The sequence below is a fragment of the Halonotius terrestris genome (genome assembly GCF_006861665.1).
GTDB classification, from domain to species: Archaea; Halobacteriota; Halobacteria; order Halobacteriales; family Haloferacaceae; genus Halonotius; species Halonotius terrestris.
Genome location: NZ_RKLU01000004.1, coordinates 1 through 21,411, shown reverse-complemented (window position 1 = coordinate 21,411; position 21,411 = coordinate 1). Strand labels below are relative to the sequence as shown.

Sequence of the window (21,411 nt, the reverse complement as noted above, 5' to 3'; positions counted from 1 at the left end):
CGGTATATAAACAACTCTTGTTTTGTCATTCTCAGATCCGAAAAAGTGTAGAATCAGGTATCTCTCTCGTTTGACGGGAGGGGAACTCGTTGCTGTATTCGCCTACAGATCCAACTCGGCCAGCAGCCGCGCCGTAATCACCTGTTCGATGATCTCCAAGAGGCTGTCGTCGCTGGTCGTGAAATCCGCGAACAGCCCCAGCGGGATCTCGCCACCGGCAACGTCGTGGTGACCGCCCGCGCTGCCGACATCGGCGAATGTCTCCCGCAGCAGGTCGCCGACGTGGACCCGCGGGTCCGGCGAGCGCGCCGAGAGATGGATCGACTCGCCGACGACGCCGAAGACGATCACCGTCTCGACGCCCTCTAGGGTGGCGAGGTAGTCGGCGGCCTGCGGGACGGCGTCGCGTTCGCTCGTCCGGCCGACGTGGGAGATGAGCACCGCCGAGGTCGTCGTCCGGTTGGTGATCGCCGTCGCAATCGCATCCAGCGTCGCCCCCGAGACCGACGGGGTCGACAGCGTCTGCAACAGATCGAGATCCGCGCGGTCGTGAAGGAAGCCGGCGGCGTCGTACTCGGCGGCGGTCGCCCCGCGCAGGAAGTTCAGCGTCTCCCGCCGGATGGCGAACAGCAGCGCGGTCGCCAGCATGGCATCGACTTCCATGTCGAGAGCTTCGACGTACTCGGCGAGGATCGTCGCCGCCGCGCCCAGCTCCTCGCGGTGATCGACGAACCTGGCATCGATGGATTCTGCGGGGTGGTGGTCGATCACAATATCGATGGCCGTCTCCGGCGGGACGTTGTTGTTCGCGCCTGGCGTCGAGTGATCGACGAACGCGACGAGGGAGTCCTCGGAGCGATTCAGAAGCGCGCTGGCGTCGAACGGTTTGAGATCGATTTCGAGAAGATTGACGAACGCCCGGTTCTCTTGGTGGGAGATATCGCCGCTGTAGAGGATGTGCCGCTCGTCGATGCCGGCGTCGGCGGCGATCCGGCCCAACGCGAGCGCGCTGGCGAGGCAGTCCGGATCGGGATTGTTGTGGCAAACGATGTTGAGTTCGCTGCCCTCGGAGAGCATCTGGTGGAGGTCGTGCACGGAACTCATTGGTTCGTCTTCCGGTGCCACACACTTAGGAATACGTAGCGTTCTACCGATTCGATGCCTGAACTGCTATCCTTGGCGGGGAGCTAATGACGGCCTCTCTGGGTCGAAGCAACCGATTTCGATACCGGATTCGGTGGTGAAACGCTACTGTGAGCCGCTCTCTATCCGTGTTCCGTCCGGCCGCTTCTGTCCCTCAGAATCGTGAACGACAACACCATCGACATCGGCGGGCTCGTAGTTCTCCCGTACGCTGATCGCTTCTTCAAGTTCTCGCACGGCGCGTTCTTTGAGCGCGGCGGCCAACTCCTCGGCTTCGCTCCGCGAAATATCCCGACCCAGGCCTTCGCACTCGTGAGCGCGCACCATCCCCTCGCTATCGACGGCTTCGCCCATAGGCTGGCTCGTCCCGCCGAGGGCGACGCTGAACGGATACGTCTTGCAGATCAGCGGACGGTCGTCGTGGACGCCACAGTGGCCGGTGCCGTCCTCGTGTTCCTCGTAGAACGTACAGTCGCCGCAGGCGTCGGTCTGGAGGGCCCACTCGAACGTCTCGCCGTCTTCCGCGCCGTCCCCGCCCTCAAGCCCGTACGGCATCGGCCGTGCTACGTCGCGCCAGTCGTAGTCACCGGCGTCCTGTAGGTCGCGGATCTCGTCGGGAAACACGGTTGCTGTGTGTGGTTCGCGGTCGGTCGCGTCGGCTTCTTTCTCGTCTTCGTCGCCATCACTGTCGGGGTCATAGCCTTTGCAACACGCGCCACACCGGGTACATTCGAAGCCAATCGATTCGATAGCGTCAGCAAGATCGTCGGTATCGAGGTCGCGCGCCCGGTCGAGTTCCGATTCCAAACTCTCCATCAGTCTGAGGGCTGACTCGCTCCCGAATCGGTCGTGACGAACGCCGAGAGGTCGATCTCGCCGCCGACGGCCTCGGGCGTCTCATAGGGGCGGTTGACAACGAGGTCGCCGGCGCGCTGCTTGCCGATGCCTGGCAGGGCTTCGAGTTCGGTCATACTCGCGCTGTTGATGTCCAGCGGGTACGGCACCGCCGTCACCGAGCGATAGCCGTGATCGACGATGACGGCGTCGACCGTCTGTCCGAGCGGTCGCTCCTCGGGGAAGCCGACGAGCAGCGGATAGGTTCCGAGCTGGCGGCCGAACGTCCGGCCGTCCTCGTGGTATTCGAGATGTACGTCCGGCAGGACGGTGCCGGTGGGCGCGACGCGTTCCAACATCGGCTGGTCGATAGTCTCCCGGACCTCCTGTTTGTAGGATTTGAACAGGTCCTTGTGCTCCTCGGCGATGGCCGCGCCGGTGTCGGACATGTCGGTGCCCTCGAAAGCCATCACCTGGCGGATNTTGATGCGNCGGAGCATCAGGCCCTCGTCGTAGACGCGCTGGAGGAACGCCCGGTTGTGGTCGTAGGTCGCGCGGCGTTCCTCCTGAAGGCCGTGGAGGAGATTGATCCCGGGCAGCAGCTTCGGAAGCCGGTTCGCCGCGTCGTCGCCGTGTGTAGGCGCGTCGGCGGAGTCCTCGCCGGGTCGCCAGCCGGCTTCTTCGTTGACGATTTTGACCGCCTGAAAACACTCCTCGGCGGTGACGTTGAGGTTGTTGGCCTCCTGCACCACGGGATCGGCTGACTCCAGCCCGAAGGCAGCCGTGTCGCCGGCGGTGTTGTGCTCGGCGATAATGCGGATGCCCTCGCGGCTCTTTTCGGGCCACTCGACAATCGTGATCGGGTTCATGTTGTCGAGGTGCAGCGTTTCTAGGTCGGGGGCGACCTCACGAATCCCGCTGTAGAGCCGCCGAAGCGCGTCGGGGTTAGGGGCCTCGCCGTCGCCGCCGAAGGCAAGGATGTCGGCCTGGCGGCCGAGCCGGAAGTGTTTGACGCCGTAATCCGAGAGCGTGTCCACCTCGTCGACGACGGCGTCGGCCGAGCGGAACGCNGGGTNNCCGTANANNGGNTCNGTGCAGAACGAACANCGGTANGCACAGCCCCGCGAGGTCTCCATCTCGCAGATNAGGTAGTCGGGGTGNTTNGGNTGCTGNTCGACGANGAACGCGCCGTCGGGGGCCCATCGGCTGAGTTCGTCGTTGTCGCGCATTCGGTTGTTGAACCCTTCCAACCCTGAGTCAACGAGATCGTAGACAGCCGCTTCAACGTCGCCTTTCGCAACGAAATCGTAGTCGAGATCCTTGCGTTCGGTCTCGGTCGCGCCGGCGTTCTCGTCGCCGACGCCGAACCGGACCGGCCCGCCCAANAGCGNGNNCCCCTCGGCGACCCACGCNAGNTCNNNCACCTCGTCGGGCTCCGCGGGCGTCCCGCCGACGTAGCTTCCGGGGACGGTCATCCCGCCGATGTAGATCATNAGGTCNGCGTCNGCNACNNCGCNCCANTTNNGCNNNTCNTCGCGGAGNTCGTCGATNGTGTGGTAGGTGATNNNNGACTNNGGNACGCCGGCGTCGACGAGCGCGCCNGCNGTNNANCGNGGNTACGTCGAGATGTANGGNGGCACNCCGAANTGNGCCGGCTCGTCGACGTAGCCGTCGACGATGGTGACCGCGAGGTCCGAGGGCCGAGTCATACCCCGCTGTTCGGCATCAAACGGCTAAAGCCGTGTGGTACGCGATTCCGGCCGACAGGTGGGATGCCACGTCATTTAACTTCGTGGCACCCCTCCGTTCGGGTATGCCTGCTACCGTTGAAGTCGAGTGCGAAAACGGTGACTGCGAACTCGATATGTTCGAGGTCCACTACACCTACGATGTCCCCGACGAGCACGGCGTCGACGACCTCGTCTGCCCGTACTGCGACCGCGACGACACGCTTGCGGAGATCGAGCTATGAGCCGGCTGGAAACCTACGGCCGCGAGGCGATCAACACGGTGTTAGAACGCGTCGGTCGCGGCATCGGCCACGTCCAAGAGCGAAAACCGCTGGAGTACGACCTCCTTGAGTCCGATGACGCCTATCTCGTCGTTTTCGACGCTCCCGGCGCGAGCAAAGAGGACGTGCAAGTCCGGTATATCAACAACGAACTTGAGGTCCGGATCGACCGCTTCCGCGAATTCTACGAGGGCTTCGAGATGCGGGTTCCTGGTCGCGGGCTGACGCTGTCGGGGACGGCCGAACTGCCGGACGCCGCAAGCATCACCACCGGGACGACCTCTCCGGAAGCGACGCTGACACAGGAGGGCACGCTCCACGTCAGAATCCCGAAATCCGAGTCGGCCCGCACTGTCGCTGTCGACGACGAAGAATCCGAAGAAGTCGAAGAAGACAACGTTGACGCAGACGACGAAGCCAACGACGAATAACGATCCGCTCGCTGTCTGTGTTTTTACTCCCGCTATCGCGAATCGAGCCGCCGATCAGATCGGTAGTTCGGCGTCGCTGTCGACGGTGCGGTCGGCCTCAGCCGGAATTTCCCAGCCGGTCGTGAGTTCGAGCAGTTGCGCCAGCATGCGGCCGGTCGCNCCCCAGACGGTGTAGCCGTCGACNTGGAAGAANTGGANNCGNATNNNGCCGTAGTGNGGGTGNTCGCGGNGNTCGNNCTCGTAGTTCGATAAGTCAGTGAGTGCGGCGACGGGCAGCCGGACGATTTCGGCGACTTCGTACTCGTCGGGGGTGTACTCGCGGTCGGGAATCCGGCCGACGAACGGGCGGACGATGTACCGGGTGACGGTTTCGATATCGTCGATCCGGCCGACGACATCGGCTTCTGCGGGTTGGAGGTCGATTTCCTCCTCGGCCTCCCGCAGCGCGGTGGCTTCCAGATCGGTGTCGATGGATTCGCGGCCACCACCGGGAAAACTCATCTGACCGGGGTGGTCGCCGAGGTGCTCGGCGCGTTTGGTAAAGAGGATCGACTGCTCGCCGTCGCGCTCGATGATCGGCGCGAGCACCGCGGCTTCCTTCTCGGGATCGGCGATCGCCGACGGCGTATGCCGAGTCACCCCCGTCAGATCCATACCTACACCTTGGGGCCAGTCCTCTTAGTCCTGCGGGAGGGCCGCCGTCAGCGACGCTCGAATCTCGTCAGTCTCGATATCGGCCCACGCTTCCATGTCGTAGCTCACGTCCAGTAGCTCGGCGGCGCGCGAATCGTCGTCAGCTGCGATGGCGTCCTCGGCTTCGGCCTGCAACCGGTCTCGCACCTGCTCGGCCAGTCGGTCGCGGTCGACGGATCGCGTCTCGTAGTCGAGGATGTGCGGCAGGTCTTCGGCGTTCGGCGGCAACGTCGGAAACGCCGCCGGGCCGATCGTCAGCAGCGGTTCGGTGTCCTCGTCGCTCGCATCCGAGGCGTCGTCGCTCGCCTCAGGATCGTACTCGACGAGCACGTACTCGCTCGTCGCGCTCTCGATAGCGTCGGTGACGGCCGCGTCGTCGACTTCCGAGCCCTGTTTGAACGCCAATTCGGTGAGGGCTTGGGAGAGTTCTTCGCGGGTGAGGGCTCCGAAGAGGTCGACGACGCCGGCGAGTTCGTCACCTGTCGCGCTCATACCCGCTTCCTGTACCCGCGGTCATTTGAGTCTATCTCACTCCGAGGTCGTCGCTTCCTCGCCGGTCGCCGCCCGGAGGTCGGCCGCGGCGGCCTCGGCAACGGCGTCGGGACTGATCGGTGCGTCGTTCCACGCCGGCAGGCGGCTGTCATCGCCCGGTTCGCGGAGGGCCTCGGCGTAGGTATCGATCTGGGTTTGCTCGTCGCTGCGGTCGTACGCCAGCCCGTTGTAGGCGGCGTCGACGGCGTACTGCCGCCGCAAGGTTTCGGCGGCGTCTCGATAGCGGTCAGGCAGCGTCGCGTAATCGATCTCGACGCCGTGATCGCTGGCGACTCGGAACAGCGCGTCGCCGACGGCCGCGCTCATCTCCGAGAGGCCGGTCGGGCCGCCGACCGCGCGGTGGTCGTGTTCGTACGCGCCGAGATCGACCTGCGCGCTGCCGTCGAAGCCGGCGTAGCCGAAGGCCTCCCCGAGCGTGCCGACCTCAAGCCCCCACGACCGCTGAAATCGCATGTTGGCGACGAGGTCGCCAGTCGCGGCGAACTCACCCGCCAGCGCGTACCGGAAGGCGGCGAGGTACTGGAGGATCTCCGCGTCGGGTGCCTCGTCGGCCAACGCCCGGACAAGCGGCGCGTAAAAGAGCCGGAAGAGTCGGCCGTAGAGCCGGCCGTTCTCAACGCGGGCGTAGTAGCCCTTCGAGAACTCGTGGCCGTGTTCCAGCGGGAACAACAGCCGCGGAACGTACGAGCGGTCGTAGGTCTTGGTGTCGGCGTCGTGGCAGACGACGTAGTCGGCATCGAGCACCTGCCCGAGGGCGAGCCACACGTCGCGGCCCTTGCCGCCCGAGCCGTTGAGCCCGTTGTCGGCCAGCAACTCGGCTAGTCGGGGGCCGTTACACCAGACGACCTCCAGCGGGAGATCAAACCCCGCGAGCCAGTCTCGAAACGGGCCGACTTTCTCGGCCGGCGCGCGCAGCGGGACGACGACGCGGGCGGGGTTGACGGCTTCGAGTTCCGAGAGGACGCCCTCGGCGGCGAGGCCGGCGTACTCCCGTTCGGTCATCGGGACGACGACCGCGGCCCGGTCGGTCGGCGCGGTCGGCACGGTATCCCGGAGGTGGTGGAGTGTCGTAATCCGTTCCTGGACATACTCCATTTAGGTGCTATTGTGGCTCTGCGGGCATAGACCCCGCGGTCGCGGTCGGTTTCTCGGCGGTTGCGTGGTGTCGCAAATCCGTCGTCGTCAACGCGCCCTCGGCTTACCACCGAACTTCGAATCCATCGAGGCCTTCGGGTGATTCCATCGTCACGTCGACATCGTCAACCGTGGCAGCGCGGCTGCCGGTTTCACACCACTCGCACATCGCTTCGACGCCGTCCTCGTCGCCTTCGAAGACGGCNTCGACGCGGCCGTCGTCGAGGTTTCGCACCCAGCCGTCGACGCCGCGTTCGCGGGCGGCATCGCGGGTGCTGGCGCGGTAGTAGACGCCCTGGACGCGACCACTGACGAAGACGTGGGCGCGGACGCGGTCGGTATCGCTCATGAGCGTCGGTTACATGGCCTCCCAAATAAACGCACAGCCAACAGTCGCTCCCGGACGCCCGCTTGGATCACCGGGGTCTAAGTATCGTAGTGCGTTGCCTCCGGTATGATACGTTTCGGCACCGCCGGCATCCGCGGCCCGGTCGCTACCGACGTGACGCCGTCGGTCGCCCTTGCGGTCGGCGGCGCGGTCGGCCGCCTCGCCGTCGAGGAATCGGCTGCCGACCGGCCCGAAATCGTCATCGGCCGCGACGGCCGGCTGACCGGCTCCGCGCTCGCGGCAGCGGTTGAAGCCGGTGTCTCCGCCGCTGGCGCGATTCCCGTCCGGGTCGGCCGAGTGCCGACGCCGACGCTGGCGTACGCCTCTCGAGGCCGGTACGGCGTGATGCTCACCGCCTCCCATAATCCGCCGCCCGACAACGGGATCAAGTGCTTCGTCGACGGTCGTGAGTTCGGCGACGACCGCGAAGCACGGATCGAAGCTGCTGCCGACGACCCTGCCTCACTCGCCGATTTCGATGCATGGGGATCGACTCACCGCCGCGAACCGCTGCCGGACTATCGCTCGGCTGTCGTCGCGTACGCGACCACCCAACACGGCGACCGCGATGGCGAGCCCTGCGAGGGGCTTCGCGTCGCCGTCGACTGCGGCAACGGGATGGCCGCGGCGGCGACGCCGCAGGTCCTCCGCGAACTCGGCGCGGATGTCATCGCGCTCAACGCCAACATCGACGGCCACTTCCCGGGCCGACCGAGCAAGCCGACGCCGGAAACGCTGGGTGATCTCCGTGCTTTCGTTGCTGACGGCGATTTCGATCTGGGGATCGCACACGACGGCGACGCTGACAGGATCGTGATCCTTGATGGCGATGGCGAGATCGTCCACGAGGACACAGTGGTCGCAATCCTTGCGGGCTACTACACGCGCCGCGCCGTCGCCGACAACGACGACGCGGCTGCCGAAACCGACGCTGCCGACCCGGTCGTCGTCACGACGCCGAACGCATCGGGCCGGATCGACGAAGCGGTCGCCGCTGCCGGCGGTCGCACTGAACGGGTTCGCCTCGGCGCGCTTCACGAGGGGATCGACGCCGTCGAGGCCGGCGCGGTCGTTTTCGCCGCTGAACCGTGGAAACACATCCACCCCACATTCGGCGGCTGGATCGACGGCGTCGTCAGCGCGGCCATCGTCTCGCGGCTCGCCACGACCCCCGGTCTCGCCGACCTCCGGGAGCCGATCACCGAACGTCCCTATCGCAAGGTCAGCATCGACTGCCCCGAGACGGCGAAATCGGCGGCGATGGCGACGCTCGAATCGTCGCTGCCGGCAGCGTTTTCGGAGGCGACGGTGTCACTCGATCACGGCGTTCGGCTAACGCTGTCCGATGGGTCGTGGCTGCTCGTCCGCCCGTCCGGTACTGAGCCGTACATCAGACTGTACGCCGAAAGCGAGTCGGTCGATGACCTCGTCGCAACGGCGACCGAGCGGATCGAGGCGGCCATCGACGACGCGGCCGACGACGCGACCGAGACGGCGGACTAAGGGCTCTCGGGGTATTGCTGCGAAAAATGTGGGTGAAAACTGGGCCGGTTAGGCGTCTTCGGCGGCTGCGATCAGTGCCTCGTAGTCGGGTTCGTTGCTCGCCTCGTCAGCGACCCAGTCGTAGACTACGGTGCCCTCGTCGTCGAGGACGAACGCCGCGCGGTTAGCGACCCCGAAGAGGCCGAGGTCCGGAATATCCATTTCGAGGCCGTAGTCGCGGATCGCGTCGCCGGCCATGTCGCTGACGAGCGTAAAGGAGAGGTCGTGTTCCTCGCGGAACGCGCCCTGCGAGAACGGCGAGTCGGCACTGATGCCGAGGATCGTCGCGCCGGCGGCCTCGAAATCGGGGAGGTGTTCTTCGAGGGCGATCATCTCGTTGGAACACGGCGGCGTGAACGCGCCGGGGAAAAACGCGAGGACAACGGGGCCGTCGCCGAGATACTCCGAGAGTTCGAAGTCCTCGTGGTCGCTCGTCCCAATCGTTGCGGAAATGTCGGGGGCGGTGTCTCCGGTTGAAACCATAGCAGTTAGGCCGAGGCGTGCGACCCCTATAAGCCCGTTGTCAGGAGTCGTTGGCTGCCCGATCGGATTACCGCGAACCGGTCAGTTCGGCCAGGACGAACTCGGTGCTGCTGCCGAGCGGGTCGGTCGCCGTCGGCGTCTCGATAACCTCGAAGCCGGCCGCCTCTAGTTGCGAAAGCGTCCGGTCGCGTCCCGGAGCCGAGAAGAACATCGAGCCACCCATCCAGCCGCGCCGCACGGTCTCGAAGCGACCGCCGGGGAGCGTACACAGCAGCGTCCCACCGGGTTTCAGCACGCGAGCGAACTCCCGGTAGACGGACGGGTGTTGTGCTCGCGGTACGTGAAAGACGGCGTGGTAGGTGGTCACCCCGTCGGCAACGTCGTCGGCGATGGGCAGCGTCGTCATCTCGCCCTGCAGGAGCCGCGCGGCCGGCACCGTCTCTTTGGCCAGCGAGAGGCCGGTCCGGGCGAAATCGACGCCGACGCTGCCGGCTGGTAGGTTCGCCAGCGTTCGCGCGCCGTCGCCACAGCCGATATCGACGATCGTGGGGTCGGGTGGACAGCGCGCCAGCAGGTCGTCGATCAACGCGGCATCGGAGCCGTCCGGATCACGTCGGTCGGCATACGTCGCGGAGAGATCCTCCCACGCCTGCCGGCACTCGGAACGATCCATACGCGATCATGGGGCTGGACGCTCTTGATCCTCCGGGCCTTACTCCCGGCCGCCCCACACCAGTTTGTCCTCGACGAGTTCGACCCGTAGATCGCGGTCGACGGTTACCTGACAGGACAGCCGTGGGTAGCCGAACCGCGCGGCCAGTCGGTCGTGCCAGTGGTCGGGGTCAACGGGCTCGGCAAGGCGCACCCCACAGGTCGCACAGAGCCCGCGGCCGCCGCAGTTCGCCCGCTCGGTCAGCGCGCTGTACGGCGAGAGCCCGGCTTCCTGTAGCACGTCCCGGAGCGTGCGCTCCGACTCGACGGCGAGTTCGGTTTCGCCCCCGTCATGGCTGACGACGACGCGAACCGTGTCGGTCATGCTGAAATATAGTCGCCGGTGGCGATTGAGTCTTGGGCTGGTTCCAGTTCGTGTCCTGAACGTGTCGTTTCGGCGATCTGTTCGGCTCTCATCGACCGATTCGGCTGCTGCTAGACAGGAAACTTGATACGCCCCACCTGTGATGTGTAAGCTATGAGCCGTGCGGACGCCGCGTTCCACCTGCTGTACGTCGACGGCACCCCCGAGTGCCGGGATGCGGTTCGGGCAGCCTTTGAACCGGAGTGGGCTGTCACCACTGTCGAAACCGGGCAAGCGGCAGGTGAGGCGGTCGATACCGACATCGACTGTTTCGTGGCGGCCGCCGACCTGCCGGATACCGACGGTATCTCGCTGTACGAGTCGCTTGACGACACCGAGTCGATCCCGAGCGTTCTGTTCGTCGATGAGTCGAACCCGGAGCTGATCCGGGCAGCCTTCCGGGCCGGCATCGACGACGTGATCTACAAACCGACTGCTGACGACGTCGACGCACACGCGTCAACGCGGGGGGCTGACTCACAGCCGGCCGACGGTGGTGCCGCCCAGTCCCCCGGCGCGCCGACGCCCGGCGAGTCGGAGGCAGCCCTCGCCGAGACCGTCGACGCCAGCGTTCCGGACGGGATCGCCGGCCTCCGAAGCCGGCTGATCGAACTCCTCACCGAGCAACACGCTTCGCTACAGGGAACCACGCTGAACGTCTCGCGGTCGCTCATGAGCGCGGCCGCCGACGAGGTCGACGTGAAGATCGAGTGGGCCCTCCAGTCGCTGGCGACCGAACTCGAAGCGAACCAGTGTCTGCTCTACGAGTACGACAGCGACGATGAGGTTCTCAGGGAGACCTTCGGCTGGCGGGATGCTGAGACCGACGCGTCGGCGGTTGCCGACGAGACGAGCGCGCCGATCGGCAACGAGGAGATTTCCGTCGAAGAGTTCCCCGGCTTCTCGGAGCAACTCCAGCAGTTCGAACCCGTCTGTTACGACGCGACGCAACCGGCCGCCGACGATGCCGACCGCTTCGACGCCGAGCAGGGAACGCTGTTGGCCCTCCCGATCATCATCGAGTTCCAACTCACGGGCACGATCGTCATCACGACGGATATCCCGCGAACGTGGACGGAGTCCATCCGCCAGCAGCTCACGGCCGTCGGCGAGTTGATCGGCCACACCGACCGCCGGCGTCGCCGTCGCACCGAACTCAAAGAGCAGAACGAACGCCTCGAACAGTTCACCTCCGTCATCAGTCACGACCTCCAAAACCCCCTCAGCGTCGTGACCGGCTACCTCGAACTCGCCCAAGACACCGGTGACACCGACCATCTCGAACCGGCCGTCGAGGCGGCCGAACGGATGGAACAGATGCTGAACGAACTCCTTACGTTGGCACGCGAGGGCCGCGCGGTCGGCGACACCGAACCCGTCGATATCGCCACGGTCGTCGCCCAAGCGTGGAGTGCGGTCGATACGCCCGATGCGACGCTGACGACCGACGAGTTGGAAACCCTCGATCAGGTCTCGGCGGACCCGACGCGGCTACAGGAGGCCTTCGAGAACCTCTTCCGGAACGCGCTCGATCACGTCGGCGAGGACGTAGCGATCACCGTCTCGGCGACCGACAACGGTGTCGCCGTCGCGGATGACGGCCCCGGCATCTCACCGGAACAACGCGACGAGGTGTTCGAGCACGGCTACACCGGCGGCAACGGCACTGGCCTCGGGCTCTCGATCGTCGAGACGATCATCGAGGGCCACGGCTGGGATATCTCGATCGACGAAAGCGACGAGGGCGGCGCGAAGTTCGTCATCACGTTCGACGACGAATAGCTCGCTCGCGTCGCTGCCGAATTCTGGCGTCAGTGTGTCTTGAGTTCGACGCGTCGCCCGTCGGGATCACGGACGTAGGCCGCCCAGTCGCGGCCGTACGCGCCGTACCGTTTTTTCGGTTCGTCGGGTTCGACCTCGTAGCCAGCGGCTTCGATCTCCTCCAGCAACCGATTCAGTTCGGCCTTGCTCTCCATCTCCTCGGAGCGGACGAGCAGACAGATGTGTTCGCCGCCGACGTCGATCGCCTCGTCGGTCGGCACGAGGTGGATGTGGCGGCCACCAGCGACGAGCGCGATAAACGGCACTTCGTCGTCGGCGAAGCGGTCCTCATCCCGCGTTTCGAGGCCGAGCAGGTCGCGGTAGAACGCCAGCGACGCGTCGAGATCCGAGACGCGGATGGCGATGTGGTCCATGTCGACGACATCGATACTCATGCGTTGCTCACCGCCAGCAACGAACTAAGGAATACCGGTGGTGGTTTCGCTGCCAGAATCGCCTCCGGGAGCCAACCCTCGCTACGCCTCGGATTCGACTTCTACCCACTCAGGGTACTCGCCGCCTTCGAGCAGTTCCTTCGTCTTTCGATGTCGGTAGCGGAACATCGGTTCGAAGCCGACGACTGCCAGTCGATCGACCAGCGGCCCGGCCGGTCCCGCCGGGAGTTCGTACTCGACAGTGTCGATCATAACCGTCTCCTCGCCGTCGCCGTAGAACTCGTGGGTGTGGATCCAGAGATCGAACGGGCCGCCGAGCATATCGTCGCGGAACATCCGGTAGCCTTCCCCCTGCTCGCGGTCGGTAATCCGGGAGAGCCACCGCGTCGTCGGTGCCACGCCGAACGGCTGACTCGCCATCTCGATCTCGCTGCCAGCAAGCAGTTCCGGCGGATCGCTCTCGCCGTCGGGGCCGCGGACGCCTTCGACCGACAGCCCCATCCACCCCGGCGTCAACGCCTCTAAGCCGTCGATCTTCGCGTGAAACGCCCACACGACTTCCAGCGGGGCACGGATCCGGGTTCGCCGTCGGTACGTCGCCATACGAGCGGTACGTGATCCGGAGGCAAAAACACGCGGCAATACTGATGTCGGCAGCAGCGACCCTCAGATCGTCACCTGTTCGACCGTCGTGCCGGCCGTCGAGAGGTCGGCTTCGCTGGCGGCTGCCAGCGTCACGGTTCGCTCGCCGTGGCCGATCGGCAGCGTCACCTCGAACTCGCCGTCCTCGACGGTCGTGACCGCGGCGTCCGCCGACGCCTTGACGGCGACCAGTTCGCCGTCGCTCTCGCCGCTGATGGTGAGCGTCTCCTCCTTCGATCCGCGCTGCTTTTTCGTCGTCGTTGTCGTCGTCTCGATATCGAGCGTCGGCTCCTCGGGCCGTGGCTCGCCACGGTATCGCTGATCGACGACCTCGGGCGTCTCGACCGGCTCGCCGGCGTCGATCCCGTGTGCCAGCCGGATGAACTGTGCCATACTCCAGGCCAGCGGTGTCGCCGCACCGGTGCCTTCGCCCATCTCCCAGTTGTACTCGTTATCGATGTGGCGGTCCCAGACCTGCTCGGCGATCATCCGGCCGCTGTTGGCGAAGCCGGCCATCGTCTTCAACAGGTTATACGGGGCGAGTTCGCCCTCGTCGGTGCCGGCGAGCAGTTCGTACTCGCCGCGCTCGCCGGTGAAGATGGGCCACAGTCGACCCTTGCCCTTGGTTTGGACCGACCACGGCGCGCCCTTCTCGCCCATCGCTCGCTCGCCGTAGCCGTCGCCGTTGTAGCGGTAGAAGGCCGGCCCCTGCGGCGTGTCGATCCGGATCGTGTTGTCGACCTCGGTGATCGAGTTCTCGATCACGTCGTCATCGGCTGGCTTGATGCCCAGTCTCGTCAATTCGAGGAAGCCGCCGTCGATGATTTCGCGTTCGTCGAGCGTCGGCCCGGCGTTGGCCAGCGTTCGCAGGTGGCCGGCTTCGGGGTTGCCGTCGCGCGTGACGCGCACGTAGTACGGCGTATTGGTGTGGAGTTCGGTCCCGGTTTTCGTCGCACACCAGTCCTCGACTTTGACGGTCCATTCGTCAGCGAGGGCGAGCCAGACGAGGGCGTCGGCCGTCTCGCCTTGGTCGATGGCGATGTCGGCCGCACAGACGAGGCCCGCGACCTCTGCCGCGATCGAGGACGGCGAGTAGCCGGCTTCCTCCTCCCATCGCTCCTGTGCGGTGGCGGGGCCGTTGCGGGCGACGTAGTCCGCCGAGCGTTTGACGTTGATGTAGTCGTAGTTCACGTCGTCGAACTCGATCCCGTTTTCGGCCAACTGGTAGGCCATCACCTGCGGGAACGAGATGTTGTCGATCTGTTCGCCACCCCAGCGGGTCAGCCCGTTGACGTAGGTGTTCTGTGGGATGAATCCTTCTTCGTCCTGCTGATACTCGTAAATGTACTGCAGGGCGTCGGTCGCCGTCTTGTGGTCGCCGATGGCCTCGAAGACGGTGAAGACCTGATAGAGGTCCCGCGACCAGACGAAGTTGTAGCCGTAGCCCTTCGGTTCGTCGGCGGTGACCGCCTCGCCCCACGGGACCGAGGGGCTGGCGATCCCCGCGCCGAGGTAGGTCTTGTCCTCGACGGCCCGGAGTGCCATCAGACAGCTTTTGTACTGTTTGTAGAGTTCGTCGTCGTCGATGATGAACTGCGGGATCTCCTTGTCGCTGAGGAACGCACGCCACGTCTCGGCGTAGGATTCCCGGACCTCCTCATATGGCGTCGCCAGCGCGCCTTCGGCTTCCCCGAGGGCGGCGGCGGTGTCGGCGTTCTCACCGAAGCCGAGCGCGAGCGTGTCGCTGACGGTTTCGCCGGTGCCGATCCGGCCGGCCAAGACGATGTTGTCGTCGTCGAGGCGGTCGTTCGGGTGGGGGCGTTTGCCCTCGCTGAACAGTTCGGCGAGGTGTGGCGAGCCGGCCGCGCCGACGGTCGCCCAATCGAAGCGGCCCGTCGTCGTCATCGCCATCGCCACGCTGTAGACGTCGCCGTCCTCGTCGGTCAGCAGGGCTTCCGCGCCGGTGTCGTAGGCCTCAGCGTCTCGGGCGGCCAGATGGTAGTTGCCGCGCTCCCCGAGTCGGTAACCGCGATCTCGGGTTCCCGTGTTCGTCAGCGAGATATCGGCGACGGCGTACACGTCGTACTCTTTTTTGTCCGCGCTTTCGAACTCCACGTCGGCGACGATGGCGTCGTGATCGGGGTCGATGGCGTACTCGACGCTGAGTGTCCATTCGTGGCCGCGGCCGTCGCCGCGCTCGGTGACGACATGGCGGAACAGCAAGGCGTCGTCTTCGGTCGGTTCGACGCGGCGTTCGACCGTGTCGGTGTCGTCGTCACGGCGGGTTTCGTTGTGCGTGCGCGCGGTGTACGTCGAGTCCTCGGCGGCGTCGGCGATCACGAAGTCCGCCGTCCGGAGGTTCATCAGATCGACCCGCGGGAACCGCACTTCGGTGAGCGCGCCCTCGGTGAGCGTAAACCAGACCTTCGAGGCGTCGCTTTCGCCGTGATCGGCGACGGTTGCGACGCCGTACTTTTCGCCGGTTGTCCACCGTGGTCGGCCCTCGGGACCGGAGGGAGCTGGCGACGACAGCGGCAGGGAATTCTGTTCTCTGAGTGTTGCCGTCGCCCGTAGGCGCAGGGAGTGCGACCAGCCAAGCGGGGCCGCGCTGTCGACGCTACCGTCGTCGAAGACCTGCTCGGCGAGGTAGCCGGCCTCCGTCGCCAGCGGGCCGTCCGGCAGCAGGTGTTCGTACAGCGTGCCGGCCTGCTCGAAGCACTCTTTGGCGTCCTCTTCGCGGTCGTACTCTTTCAGCAGGACGCCGAGGTCGGTCGCCGCTGTCGACCCCCACGCCGTCGAAACCGACCAGATCTTCTCGCCGTGTTGGCCTTCGGATCGCCACGTGTCGCCCTCGAAGCGGGCCAGTCCGGCCACGTCGCTTTCGGCCGGCTCGCGGTACAGCGCGTCGAAGAGACTCTGGACGTGATCGAACAGGCGGTCGACCGTCTTCTCGGAGAGGTCGTCGTCGGTCAGCCGGTCGTAAGCGACCATCGCGTCGACGACGGCGAACGTCCCCGAGTCGATCCGGTCGTCGAGTTTGCCGCTGTTGTTCAGCCGGATGCCGTAGGCCTCGCGTGTCTCGCTCCACAGCCGATCGAAGCCCTCGAAGACGGTCTCGGCTTGTCCGTGGGCGTGTTCACGCAGGCCGTCGTCGACCGGCGCGGCTGCGATCGTTGCATACGCGCCGAGATAGGTCGCCGCGGTGTGGGTGAACCGGCCGTTCATGTTCTCCCAGAGGTTCTGGCACTGTTCGGGAAGGCCGTCGTCTTCTAGCGTTTCGTCGAGCACCTCGATCCCGCTGTGGATCGTTTCTCGAATCCGCTCCCCAAGCTCGTCGTCGAGGGCGTCGCCGCGCTTGGTGAGCAGTTCGGCGAGATAGGTGAGGACGCTGGCCGTCTGGTCGGCCTGATAGTCCTCGTCGTGTCCCTCGATGCGGCCGTGGGCCCATCCCGGCGCGAGCGAGCCGTCGATGGCCCACACGCGGTGGGTCCACGAGCCGTCGGGCTCTTGAGAGCGACAGAAGAACTCGGCGGTCTGCACGAGGCGGTCCTGAAGGCCGAGATCAAGGCTGTCGTCGGCGGTCAGGAGGTTCCGCCCGGTTTCGGCTTCGTCGCGGAACCACGTGTAGCCGTAGCCACCGGAGTGCGCATAGAAGGGGTCGAACTCCGGGGCAGCGATGTGGGAGCCGGTCGGCGCGGTCAACAGCGCGAGGGCTCGGAGGTCTTCACGGACGACGTTGCCGTTCGGGGCCGAGTCAGGGACGGATACCTCCGCGCGCTCGCGGCCGGCTCGGCGGATATCGTCGGCCGTCCCGTGGGCTTCCGCACACTGACAGAGGTCGCCGAGGGCCTCCTCGCGGTCGACCTTGCTGTGATCCGATAGCTGCGTGACGAGCGTCGTCTTCGCGGCGCGGCCGGTCTGTTCGAGGGGTGCGTTGACGACGACATCGCCGCTGAGGTGGGTGTCCTCGAAACGGTTGATGACTGCTTCCCGGGGGAACTCGAAGGCCTCATCGGAGAGGATCTCGTCGAAGCGTTCGGGAATCTGGCCGCGAACGTCGGTGATGCCGGTCGAGGCGGTGACGTAGTCGTGTTCCGTCCGGTGGAACACCTCGACGGCGTTAGTCTCGTTGGGCCCGGCGTGTTCGTGGATGAGGCGGCCGACTTTCGACTCCTGGCCGCCGGGGGCGAAGGTGAGAAACGCCGTTAGCTCGGCGTTCGGCGGGATCGACCCGCGGAGCTCGATGTGGGTAACGTGGGCACGGCCGAGCGTCAGGTCGTACTGGTGGACGGTGAAGCCGTCGGCGGCGTACTCTGTTTCGACGACGTTCGTCTCACGGTAGTAGTGCTGGCGGACGGTCGAAAACTCGTCGAACCACTGGGTGCCTTTCGATGTCTCGATGCCCAATCGGGCGCGGTCGATACCGTAGAGGCCGGAAAGCGCCGAGGAGTAGTCCCGCAGACTGCCGTCGGGGCCGACGTAGACCAGCCGATCCCCGTGAGCTGAAAACGCACCGTCGGTGGTCCGACACTCCGCCGGGAACCGACCACCGTCGTTGCGTTTGTACTCGTTGAGCGCGGTGCGAAGTCGCATGTACACCCCCATTTACTGTCCACGACTAAGTATTGGCGGCTTTGACTCGGCACTGAATCCCGCAAAAACGATCAACGAATGTTATGAAATATAGCGTATATTAATATCCTAAAAGTCGGTTATTCGGCTCCTTTCGGGACCATAGACCGTATATTCGACTGTAATGAATGTTGACGATAATCGAAAATATCCTGTCTCGAAGACACAAGAGCAAAGTAACCCTCTACGTAGGTACATATATGAGACACCCAGGACCGCCGCAGTTCATTGCCGTTGGCGATGCTGTACAGCTTGCACCGCGGGACCCTGATCCCGAAGCCGACTACGAGTGGACGATCAGTGAGGCCCCGCTGGCCAGCGATGTTACCCTCGGCGACGACAGCGTCGAACACCTCGTGCCCGACGCGCCGGGTCGCTACGTGGCGACGCTGACGACGCCGCAGGACACGTTCAACCAAACGATCCGTGTCTTCCCCAGCGAATACCAGCCCACCGGCTCCGGCTCCGGTGCGGCTGGTGTCAGCGGCTACAGTGGGTACAGCGGCTACAGCGGCCAGAGCGGCTCCGGTCGCCCCCAGCGCAGCGGCAGCGGCTTCGCCTCGGGCTCCGGCTCGGGCGCACTCGGCCAGTCCGAGGGCGAGGGCGACGGTCGCCCACGCATCCGCCTTGACGGCGAAATCGTTGACGACGAAGCCGTCATCACGGCGACGCCGAAACCGCATCCCGACTCCTCGCGTGACGCGGAGGATCTCGACGTTGAGTTCGTCCTCGACGATCGTGACGGCGTCACCGAGTCCAAAGTCACTATCGACGGCCACGAACTCCGCGCGCCGCTTGACGCCATCGACGACGAACTCCGCGTCCACGGCGTCGCTGTCGGCGACAGTTACAGCGTGGCCGACGCCGTCAGCATCGACCGTCTCGGCGACGGCGACGATTTCGCCGTCCACCGGCTCTACGACCCGCCGCAGTGGGGCAAGGAGGTCACGCTCTACGAGATCTACGTCCGTGGCTACGCGGCCGACGACGACGAGGCCGAGACGACGTTCGAAGCCCTCGAAAAACGCCTCGACTACATGGAAGATCTCGGTGTCGACTGCCTGTGGCTAACGCCTGTGCTCCAGCACGACGGCGCGCCCCACGGTTACAACATCACCGACTTCTTCTCGATCGCCGACGACCTCGGCGACCGCGACGATTACGAGGCCTTCGTCGACGCCGCCCACGAGCGCGGGATGTCGATCCTGTTCGATCTCGTGTTGAACCACTCCGCCCGCGACCACCCGTACTTCCAGGATGCCTACCAGAACCCCGACTCGGAGTACTACGACTGGTACGAATGGCAGGACAACGGCGAGCCCGGCACTTACTTCGGCTGGGAGTACATCGCCAACTTCGATTTCACAAACCTCGAAGTCCGCCGCCACCTGCTTGAGGCACTCGACACGTGGGCGGAAGTCGCCGACGGCTTCCGGTGTGACATGGCATGGGCCGTCCCGGAATCCTTCTGGAAGGAGATGCGCGAGCGGCTGAAGGCCATCGACCCCGAGTTCCTCCTGCTCGACGAGACGATCCCCTACATCGCCGACTTCCACGAGGGGATGTTCGACATCCACTTCGATACGACGACGTACTTCACGCTCCGGCAGGTCGGCAACGGCCACCAGTCCGCCGAGGCGATCCTCGACGCCGTCGAAGGTCGCCAGCGGTCGGCGTTCCCCGACCACGCGGCGTTCATGCTCTACATGGAGAACCACGACGAGACACGCTACATCGTCGAATGCGGCGACGCCGCGACGAAGGCCGCTGCGGGCGCGGTCTTTACGCTGCCCGGCGTGCCGATGCTCTACGGCGGACAGGAACTCGGCCAGCGCGGCCGGCGTGACCACCTCGCGTGGGACCACGCGCGCGATGAAATCCGCGATCACTACGACAACCTCATCGACCTCAAACAGGAGTACCCGGCACTCAGCTCCAACGGCGACCTCCAGCGGATCGACTACGACGCCGACAACGAGGACGACGTCGTCGCCTTCGGCCGTGAGAGCGGTGATGACCGCTACGTCGTCGTGCTCAACTTCGGCGAGGGCGAGACGGTCGTCGGCGTTGACGAAACAGTTGACGCGACTGACCTCGTCTCCGGTGAGTCCCGTGCCGCCGAAGAGGGCCTGACCGTCGACAGCGTCGCTGTCTTCGAAGCCGAGTAAGCCGCCGTCTCGTTTTTCGGTTTTCGCGCCACCGACAGTTTTGCCGCTGGCCGCCGTAGAGTCAGCTATGTACGATCGACTGCTCCTCCCGACGGACATGAGTCTCGGTGTCGATCAGGCGACTGACCACGCGATCGATGCGGCCCAGCGGTACGACGCCGCGTTGCACGTGCTCTACGTCGTCGACTCCGATGCCTACAGCTCCTACCCGGGCGACGAGTACGTCCACGAGTTCGAGGGACTGGAGTCCGCACTCGAACAGGCCGGACAGGACGCCATCGACGGTATCGTCGCCCGGGCCGACGATGCCGGCGTCGAGACGAAGGCTGTCATCCGACACGGCGTTCCACACGAGGAGATCCTCGCCTACGTTGACGACGCCGACATCGAGTTGACGATCATGGGCTCGAAACAGCGATCCGGCGAGTATCGGAGCCTGCTCGGCAGCGTCGCCGAGCGCGTCGTGACGATGGCCGACGGGCCAGTGACCGTCGTTAAGACGCCGGTCGAGGAGGACTGATCGGCCGATTCACCCGCGCTACCAGCGTTGCCGACGAGACCATGTGAACCGTCAGCACACAATCGCCCGTGTGTTCAGTTCTCACGGCACACTCTCCCGATCGACGTGACGAACGCCTGAAATTCCACCTTCGTTTTCGAATCTCGGACTGTATCAGAGGCCTTTTGTACTGATGCCGTGTTGGATGGAATGCACTGGTCGCGTGCGGAAACGCGTTCGACCATGGCCGTCCGGAATCCCCGGAGGGCTCCCAGATCGAAACAACGCCCTTAAGTACAACAGGGCGTTCGACTGGAATGCAGCAAAACACACTGCGAGCGCGAGACCGTTCGAATCGGTCGGCACTCGCACTGGGTCTGAACTGCGGGCAACACGCGTTGCTCGTGAGAATCCGACGGCCTTATACGGGCCAATCGGGTACGTTCAGATCCGAAAGTATGGGGATCCCGCCCCTGCGGTACGCCGTACAGATGGGATCCGACGTTAGCCTTGGTAGTTCGGTGTCACCCGATTGCTCGGATGATGCCGAACGTGGACCATGCAATGAGACACATATTTGGTGACCAATCCTCGTTCGAGGATTGTTCCCGCCAGCCCCCAACCTTCACGGGTTGGACACATTCCGGTTGATCCTGCCGGAGGNCATTGCTATNGGTGTCCGATTTAGCCATGCAAGTTGCACGTTTAACGTAGCAAACCGCTCAGTAACACGTGGCCGATCTACCCTATGGACCGGGATAACCACGGGAAACTGTGGCTAATCCCGGATAGCGCTCCCGAGCTTGAATGCTGGGAGCGTGACACGCTCCGGCGCCATAGGATGAGGCTGCGGCCGATTAGGTAGACGGTGAGGTAACGGCTCACCGTGCCGATAATCGGTACGGGTTGTGAGAGCAAGAACCCGGAGACGGAATCTGAGACAAGATTCCGNNNCCTACGGGTTCTTG

18 protein-coding genes, 1 rRNA gene and 1 pseudogene are annotated in these 21,411 nt (G+C 65.0%); 7 read left to right on the top strand and 13 right to left on the bottom strand.

Translation table 11 applies throughout. The annotated features are described in order from the left end of the window. Positions 1-102 precede the first annotated feature (102 nt). The 3 genes and pseudogenes from EGH24_RS09635 to EGH24_RS09625 all read right to left on the bottom strand — a co-directional run bounded on the left by EGH24_RS09635 (position 103) and on the right by EGH24_RS09625 (position 3,686). Entirely contained in the window at positions 103-1,104 is a 1,002-nt protein-coding gene (locus tag EGH24_RS09635) for a DHH family phosphoesterase (protein ID WP_246057956.1), read from the bottom strand. Positions 1,105-1,248: 144 nt separating this feature from the next. Further along, complete coding sequence (locus EGH24_RS09630) at positions 1,249-1,959, bottom strand: YkgJ family cysteine cluster protein (protein WP_142979945.1); 711 nt, start codon at positions 1,957-1,959, stop codon at positions 1,249-1,251. Next, positions 1,959-3,686, bottom strand: a pseudogene (locus tag EGH24_RS09625) (radical SAM protein). Before EGH24_RS09625 ends, EGH24_RS09630 begins: the two are co-directional and overlap by 1 nt. A gap of 104 nt (positions 3,687-3,790) precedes the next feature. On the opposite strand from EGH24_RS09625, the gene EGH24_RS15375 reads away from it, so the two are divergent. Continuing rightward, a complete protein-coding gene (locus EGH24_RS15375; protein WP_185903295.1) occupies positions 3,791-3,949 on the top strand; it encodes a DUF7559 family protein in 159 nt (52 codons plus the stop codon). Then, positions 3,946-4,419, top strand: coding sequence for an Hsp20/alpha crystallin family protein (locus EGH24_RS09620; protein ID WP_142979944.1), 474 nt, complete (start codon positions 3,946-3,948; stop codon positions 4,417-4,419). Before EGH24_RS15375 ends, EGH24_RS09620 begins: the two co-directional genes overlap by 4 nt. 54 nt (positions 4,420-4,473) lie before the next feature. Here the strand turns inward: EGH24_RS09620 and EGH24_RS09615 are convergent, their stop codons facing one another. From EGH24_RS09615 to EGH24_RS09600, 4 genes are all read right to left on the bottom strand, one after another. Further along, complete coding sequence (locus tag EGH24_RS09615) at positions 4,474-5,073, bottom strand: NUDIX hydrolase (RefSeq protein WP_142979943.1); 600 nt, start codon at positions 5,071-5,073, stop codon at positions 4,474-4,476. 24 nt (positions 5,074-5,097) lie between these two features. Beyond that, positions 5,098-5,604, bottom strand: a complete 507-nt coding sequence (locus tag EGH24_RS09610) for a DUF7109 family protein (RefSeq protein ID WP_142979942.1) — start codon at positions 5,602-5,604, stop codon at positions 5,098-5,100. 36 nt (positions 5,605-5,640) lie between these two features. Next, positions 5,641-6,759: a glycosyl transferase family 2 gene (locus EGH24_RS09605; protein WP_142979941.1), complete on the bottom strand. Its 1,119-nt coding sequence runs from the start codon at positions 6,757-6,759 to the stop codon at positions 5,641-5,643. 103 nt (positions 6,760-6,862) lie between these two features. Beyond that, positions 6,863-7,147: an acylphosphatase gene (locus tag EGH24_RS09600; RefSeq protein WP_142979940.1), complete on the bottom strand. Its 285-nt coding sequence runs from the start codon at positions 7,145-7,147 to the stop codon at positions 6,863-6,865. A 105-nt stretch (positions 7,148-7,252) separates the two neighbouring features. Between EGH24_RS09600 and EGH24_RS09595 the strand changes: the two genes are divergently transcribed. After that, complete coding sequence (locus EGH24_RS09595; RefSeq protein WP_142979939.1) at positions 7,253-8,689, top strand: phosphomannomutase; 1,437 nt, start codon at positions 7,253-7,255, stop codon at positions 8,687-8,689. Positions 8,690-8,737: 48 nt separating this feature from the next. On the opposite strand, the gene EGH24_RS09590 is transcribed toward EGH24_RS09595, so the two are convergent. The 3 genes from EGH24_RS09590 to EGH24_RS09580 form a co-directional block, all read right to left on the bottom strand. After that, the gene (locus EGH24_RS09590; protein ID WP_142979938.1) at positions 8,738-9,211 is read right to left on the bottom strand and encodes a redoxin domain-containing protein; all 474 of its coding nucleotides are present in this window, start codon (positions 9,209-9,211) and stop codon (positions 8,738-8,740) included. A gap of 67 nt (positions 9,212-9,278) precedes the next feature. Beyond that, complete coding sequence (locus tag EGH24_RS09585) at positions 9,279-9,884, bottom strand: class I SAM-dependent methyltransferase (RefSeq protein ID WP_142979937.1); 606 nt, start codon at positions 9,882-9,884, stop codon at positions 9,279-9,281. Positions 9,885-9,923: 39 nt separating this feature from the next. Further along, positions 9,924-10,247 carry a 2Fe-2S iron-sulfur cluster-binding protein gene (locus EGH24_RS09580; protein ID WP_142979936.1) on the bottom strand — a complete coding sequence of 108 codons (324 nt, stop codon included), beginning with the start codon at positions 10,245-10,247 and terminating at the stop codon, positions 9,924-9,926. A gap of 153 nt (positions 10,248-10,400) precedes the next feature. On the opposite strand from EGH24_RS09580, the gene EGH24_RS09575 reads away from it, so the two are divergent. After that, positions 10,401-12,068, top strand: a complete 1,668-nt coding sequence (locus tag EGH24_RS09575; RefSeq protein ID WP_142979935.1) for an ATP-binding response regulator — start codon at positions 10,401-10,403, stop codon at positions 12,066-12,068. Between the two features lie 29 nt (positions 12,069-12,097). Here EGH24_RS09575 and EGH24_RS09570 read toward each other — a convergent pair whose 3' ends face one another. The 3 genes from EGH24_RS09570 to EGH24_RS09560 all read right to left on the bottom strand — a co-directional run bounded on the left by EGH24_RS09570 (position 12,098) and on the right by EGH24_RS09560 (position 17,737). Continuing rightward, a complete protein-coding gene (locus tag EGH24_RS09570; RefSeq protein WP_142979934.1) occupies positions 12,098-12,502 on the bottom strand; it encodes a VOC family protein in 405 nt (134 codons plus the stop codon). Positions 12,503-12,583: 81 nt separating this feature from the next. Continuing rightward, a complete protein-coding gene (locus EGH24_RS09565) occupies positions 12,584-13,105 on the bottom strand; it encodes an SRPBCC family protein (RefSeq protein WP_142979933.1) in 522 nt (173 codons plus the stop codon). 63 nt (positions 13,106-13,168) lie between these two features. Then, a complete protein-coding gene (locus EGH24_RS09560; RefSeq protein WP_142979932.1) occupies positions 13,169-17,737 on the bottom strand; it encodes a glycoside hydrolase family 15 protein in 4,569 nt (1,522 codons plus the stop codon). 239 nt (positions 17,738-17,976) lie between these two features. Here EGH24_RS09560 and malA point away from each other — a divergent pair, with 239 nt between their 5' ends. From malA to EGH24_RS15505, 3 genes are all read left to right on the top strand, one after another. Further along, entirely contained in the window at positions 17,977-19,944 is a 1,968-nt protein-coding gene (gene malA / locus EGH24_RS09555) for an alpha-amylase MalA (protein WP_246057953.1), read from the top strand. A gap of 67 nt (positions 19,945-20,011) precedes the next feature. Further along, positions 20,012-20,464 (top strand): universal stress protein, encoded by a 453-nt coding sequence (locus EGH24_RS09550; protein ID WP_142979931.1) that lies wholly within the window; start codon positions 20,012-20,014, stop codon positions 20,462-20,464. Positions 20,465-21,083: 619 nt separating this feature from the next. Continuing rightward, a 16S ribosomal RNA gene (locus EGH24_RS15505) occupies positions 21,084-21,411 on the top strand; the annotation flags it as partial.

What these genes read in the sequence shown, in the direction of transcription:
- EGH24_RS09635 (WP_246057956.1), bottom strand. Translation starts at nt 1,104, where the DNA reads ATGAGTTCCGTGCACGACCTCCACCAGATGCTCTCCGAGGGCAGCGAA.
- EGH24_RS09630 (WP_142979945.1), bottom strand. Translation starts at nt 1,959, where the DNA reads ATGGAGAGTTTGGAATCGGAACTCGACCGGGCGCGCGACCTCGATACC.
- EGH24_RS15375 (WP_185903295.1), top strand. Translation starts at nt 3,791, where the DNA reads ATGCCTGCTACCGTTGAAGTCGAGTGCGAAAACGGTGACTGCGAACTC.
- EGH24_RS09620 (WP_142979944.1), top strand. Translation starts at nt 3,946, where the DNA reads ATGAGCCGGCTGGAAACCTACGGCCGCGAGGCGATCAACACGGTGTTA.
- EGH24_RS09610 (WP_142979942.1), bottom strand. Translation starts at nt 5,604, where the DNA reads ATGAGCGCGACAGGTGACGAACTCGCCGGCGTCGTCGACCTCTTCGGA.
- EGH24_RS09605 (WP_142979941.1), bottom strand. Translation starts at nt 6,759, where the DNA reads ATGGAGTATGTCCAGGAACGGATTACGACACTCCACCACCTCCGGGAT.
- EGH24_RS09595 (WP_142979939.1), top strand. Translation starts at nt 7,253, where the DNA reads ATGATACGTTTCGGCACCGCCGGCATCCGCGGCCCGGTCGCTACCGAC.
- EGH24_RS09590 (WP_142979938.1), bottom strand. Translation starts at nt 9,211, where the DNA reads ATGGTTTCAACCGGAGACACCGCCCCCGACATTTCCGCAACGATTGGG.
- EGH24_RS09585 (WP_142979937.1), bottom strand. Translation starts at nt 9,884, where the DNA reads ATGGATCGTTCCGAGTGCCGGCAGGCGTGGGAGGATCTCTCCGCGACG.
- EGH24_RS09580 (WP_142979936.1), bottom strand. Translation starts at nt 10,247, where the DNA reads ATGACCGACACGGTTCGCGTCGTCGTCAGCCATGACGGGGGCGAAACC.
- EGH24_RS09575 (WP_142979935.1), top strand. Translation starts at nt 10,401, where the DNA reads ATGAGCCGTGCGGACGCCGCGTTCCACCTGCTGTACGTCGACGGCACC.
- EGH24_RS09570 (WP_142979934.1), bottom strand. Translation starts at nt 12,502, where the DNA reads ATGAGTATCGATGTCGTCGACATGGACCACATCGCCATCCGCGTCTCG.
- EGH24_RS09565 (WP_142979933.1), bottom strand. Translation starts at nt 13,105, where the DNA reads ATGGCGACGTACCGACGGCGAACCCGGATCCGTGCCCCGCTGGAAGTC.
- EGH24_RS09560 (WP_142979932.1), bottom strand. Translation starts at nt 17,737, where the DNA reads ATGCGACTTCGCACCGCGCTCAACGAGTACAAACGCAACGACGGTGGT.
- malA (WP_246057953.1), top strand. Translation starts at nt 17,977, where the DNA reads ATGAGACACCCAGGACCGCCGCAGTTCATTGCCGTTGGCGATGCTGTA.
- EGH24_RS09550 (WP_142979931.1), top strand. Translation starts at nt 20,012, where the DNA reads ATGTACGATCGACTGCTCCTCCCGACGGACATGAGTCTCGGTGTCGAT.